Origin of the sequence: Desulfobotulus sp. (assembly GCF_034006065.1) — a bacterium.
Classification (GTDB): Bacteria; Desulfobacterota; Desulfobacteria; order Desulfobacterales; family ASO4-4; genus Desulfobotulus.
The window spans coordinates 1-3,962 of sequence record NZ_JAVETM010000094.1; the positions used below are offsets into that span (position 1 = coordinate 1).

5 protein-coding genes are annotated in these 3,962 nt (G+C 53.5%); 4 read left to right on the forward strand and 1 reads right to left on the reverse strand.

The genetic code is table 11. From position 1 onward, the window contains the following. Window positions 1–6 precede the first annotated feature (6 nt). Window positions 7–1,416 carry a S49 family peptidase gene (locus tag RBR60_RS16240; protein ID WP_320358738.1) on the reverse strand — a complete coding sequence of 470 codons (1,410 nt, stop codon included), beginning with the start codon at window positions 1,414–1,416 and terminating at the stop codon, window positions 7–9. A gap of 304 nt (window positions 1,417–1,720) precedes the next feature. On the opposite strand from RBR60_RS16240, the gene RBR60_RS16245 reads away from it, so the two are divergent. The 4 genes from RBR60_RS16245 to RBR60_RS16260 all read left to right on the forward strand — a co-directional run bounded on the left by RBR60_RS16245 (window position 1,721) and on the right by RBR60_RS16260 (window position 3,767). Beyond that, window positions 1,721–2,254 (forward strand): hypothetical protein, encoded by a 534-nt coding sequence (locus RBR60_RS16245; RefSeq protein WP_320358740.1) that lies wholly within the window; start codon window positions 1,721–1,723, stop codon window positions 2,252–2,254. Between the two features lie 38 nt (window positions 2,255–2,292). Continuing rightward, complete coding sequence (locus RBR60_RS16250) at window positions 2,293–2,625, forward strand: hypothetical protein (RefSeq protein WP_320358742.1); 333 nt, start codon at window positions 2,293–2,295, stop codon at window positions 2,623–2,625. Between the two features lie 12 nt (window positions 2,626–2,637). Continuing rightward, window positions 2,638–3,087: a protein-export chaperone SecB gene (locus tag RBR60_RS16255; RefSeq protein WP_320358744.1), complete on the forward strand. Its 450-nt coding sequence runs from the start codon at window positions 2,638–2,640 to the stop codon at window positions 3,085–3,087. A gap of 311 nt (window positions 3,088–3,398) precedes the next feature. Beyond that, window positions 3,399–3,767, forward strand: a complete 369-nt coding sequence (locus RBR60_RS16260; protein ID WP_320358746.1) for a hypothetical protein — start codon at window positions 3,399–3,401, stop codon at window positions 3,765–3,767. Window positions 3,768–3,962 lie beyond the last annotated feature (195 nt).

The following is a 3,962-nucleotide window of genomic DNA, read 5'->3' on the forward strand; positions in this document are numbered from 1 at the left end:
CAAAACTCATGCGGCACCGCCTTTCTGAAGGCTGAGGATGTAGGCTTTATGGGCTTCCGGGTGCCTGGCCTGCATCTCCCGCATGGCCTCGCCTTTGGAACAGGCCTTGGCCGCCATATGACCTTCCACCAGCGCCAGAAAATCCGGGCCGCCTCCGGGAAGGGCCGCTGCACCCGCAGGTGATCCCCCCACAGCAACGGCGGAAGGCGTGGCTGCCTGCAAGGCCGCGAGAATCTGGGCCGGAGTGGGGCCTGCCATTGGGTTCTGAGCCGGGGCCGCAGGGGCGGGTGTCTGGGGATTGGCCTGCCCACCCAGAGCCAGAAGCCCGGCATCGGCCATGGCTTTGATCTGATCCGCCTTCAGGCCCAGCCCCTGAAGGGTGCGGATTTTCCCCGAAACTTCCGGCCCCGCCACCATGGTCACCATGGCAAGCATGTCTTCCCCGGCCGCGCTGATTTTGGGTGCCAGTTCCGCACGCACCGCATCCCCGCCCTCGGCCTTGATCTGGGCGTAAAGGGCGGGGTGCTCCGCTTTGAGTTGGTTCACATCCATGTTTTCCTCCCTGAGTGCTGCCATAAAGGGTTCAAGGCCGGGGGTGATGCGATCCACCAGCCCTTCTTTGAGGCCGTCTTCCGCCAGATAGATCCGGGCATCCGTGGCCCGGATGTTCTCCGGAGAAAGTCCCCGGAGGCTGGCGTAGGATTCCGTAAAAATGCCGTACATTCTGTCTAATCGTTCCTGCACATAGGCCCGGCCCGTATCGTTTAAAGGATTGTCTGCATTGGGCAGGGCCTTAAAACTTCCCGCCGAAAGATAGGAAAAGGTGATGCCCGTTTTTTCGTTGAAGCGGCTCCAGTCCGCATGGACCTGCAAAACACCAATGCTGCCCACCAAGGCCGTGGCCGGGGCAGCGACTTCATCGCAGACGGATGAAAGCCACATGGCGGCAGACATGCAGGCCCCGTCCACATAACCCACCACCCGTTTGCCGGATGCGATTTTAGCGGCAGCCATGTGATCCACCAGCTCCTTGCAGCCCTGCACCGTGCCGCCGGGAGAGTTGAAGCAGAGCAGCAGGGTATGGATGCCAGGATCGGCCATGGCCAGATCAAACTGATCCCGCAGGCCCTTGTATCCCGTGCGAAGGGGGGCAAAGACCCCGGCATAGCCGTAATCCGGTGACAGGGTTCCCGTAACCGGAAGAAGAGCGATACCACCGGAGCGGGTGAAAGGCTCCGGATCCGGGGCTTGGGAAGAAGGGATGGCGGTGGGGTGTCGCAGGGCCGAAGCCAGGGCATCTAAAGCCGAAGGCGCAGCGGCCCATATTTCTGTTTTGAGAAGTTCCAGCATCCGGAAGGGCATGGCGGCCTCGCCTATGGGTAAGGCGGGGAAAAGTCCCCGCAGAAAAACGGACAATTTCTGCGGGGAGTATAGGGCCGGGATGGGGGGCTTTTTTTAGATGGTGCTTAGATGAGCGTGGATGGGGGTTCTTTTTTGCTATTCAGCATATATATTTACTTGACATGGGGTGGTATGATATCGAAGTTTATTTTCCAAGGAGATGGATGAGGAAGCAGGAAAAGGGGTTCCTTTTTATGTTTTTACCCTTGCCCTAAAAAGCCCGTATGTTAAATTGTGCAGCATGGTGCATCATAGCAGAGTGCGCTTATGCTGACCGGGAAGTACCGCCTGTTACCCGAATCTGACTGTTATGGTAGGAATGGAAATTTACAAAGGCCATCATGGAACCTGCCGATCCAGGGCAGCAGCCATCAAAAAAAATGGATTCAAGCCTTCTGGTGGCCGATATGGTGTTGCTGTCTATTTCTGGTGCAAAGATCCTTACAGCAAAATGCTTGCCGAAGACTGGTGGCGGTTTTGCTGCAAGGACAACCGATATGCCAAAGAAGAAGATACCGGGCTTGCCATTCTCGGGGCTTCCCTTCAGGTTGCATCCGATGCCTTTCTGGATCTGACCAAACCAGAAGTTGCAAGGGCCATCAGAGAAGCGGCTGCTTTTCAGAACGTAAAAAAAGAAGATGCTCAGGCTTTTATTGAGCAATATATTGATTTTGAGGCAAAAAAAAGAGGCGGGAACCTCAAGCTTCTGAAAACACAGACATCCCCGCCTAAAAAATCCAAATTTCCCATACTGCTGGGTGCTCCGGAATGTTATGCCGTTTATGATGTTTTCTGTATTTTTGAGATCACAGAGGAAACACCCCAAACAGCACCATACAGCGAAGTCACCTGACAGACACTCTGGGGAAAAAGGCCTCAAAGGAGGTGCAAATGACGGATTACAGCAAAGATTTTCTCGATTACATCAAAACCCTGAGTCCGGAAGCGTTTTCTGCGGAACTTGAAAAGTATAAAAAAAACGCGCCTTATAAAATAGCTCCGGATATTGCGGAAGCCATGCTTGATAACTCTTCGGGAACATGGAATGATTTTTCCTGCAGATCTTTTTTGAACATTACAGAAAAGACGGTATCCGTAAGGCCCGGCAAGTCTGTCCGATGGAAAAAAATGCTGCCATCCACGGAATCCTGCAATATTGATCAGGCAAACCGGATTCTTGAATGTCCGACAGATGATTACCATGCACATCCTGTGGCTGCATAACAAGGTGATACCATGAACGACAGCAACAAATCTCACCTCCACGGCATCCAGTTACAGCAGGTGGTGGTCACAGAACTGAGCATGAAGCTTTCCCGGCCCGTGGAAGAATCTTCGGAGTTTGCCATCCATATTGCCACAGGCCACTCGGAGTATGACAGGGAAACACGGGAAATTCAGGTTTCCCTGAGCCTCACTATGCACAGCGAGTCTGAAGGAGAAGAAGCCGATCCCGCCATGACAGGCAGGGTCTCTCTTTTTGGGATCTTCACCGTGGATGAAAGGGATTTTCCGGTGGAGCAGCTGCCCTCCTGGGCCAGAAGCAATGCACCGGCACTCCTCTATCCCTATCTCAGGGAGCATGTTTACGGGCTGTCCATGCGCTGCGGCATCAGAAATGTGTTCCTGCCCCTGATTGTGGTGCCAACCTTTGTGGCGGAACGAGTTAAATGCTCCGGAGAATAAGACCTTTATCTTCCATATTTTTTTCAAAGAAAAGCCCCCGCACCGAAAAGGATGCAGGGGCTTTGTTTATGGATCAGTTCCGGGGCCGGGTTGCGGCATCATGATCCCGCAGTTCAGAGACAAAAACGGACTAAATCTGCCTTTTCGTTTGCCAAAATTGTTGGCGGTGCTAACGGAGTGGGCGCAGGCAGCAGGGTATGGATACGCTGGCACTTCATGGAAAGCCATACGTGGGTGGGTATTGTATCAGGGCATGGAACGTGCAATCTTAAGCCGATATCTCACCATGCAACCAACAGAGAGGAACGATCATGAGTAAAATGTGGAAAACAGATTCGAAAAAAATTGCCTCTGCCCTGATCATCGCCTGCGGCTTGGTATTGACAGCGGTCATGCCTGCACTGGCTGAAGAGAATTATGCCTGCCGGTGTAAAGGCATTAAACACTGGATTCTGTTCGTGCCCTCCTATGCCAACTGCGGCAATGGATTTGAGGAAGGCATGAAGGGCGTGGTGAAACGGGACATCCCCCGTGAGGGGCTCTCCCGTTATATTCCTTCGGGAGTCAGCGGTCAGGTCATTACAGGAAAGTCAGAATGCGGATATTACCCGGATTCAGGCTGGAATTGCGGGAAGATGAATGAAGGTGTCCCTCCGCAATGCCTGGATCAAATGAGATAACTTGCAGCGAAGGTGTCCTTTAAAGAACGAAAAGAAGCGAAAAGGGGTCTGACCCCTTTTATACGTTGGCCGTTTCGGTACGGCTCTGGGCCACAAGGTAGGTCATGGCGGGCTCGCTGATGATGGTGGACTCCTGGATTCTTCCGAGGGCATCCGGGATGGGGGTAACAGCAATTCCCCCATCTCCGAAAACCT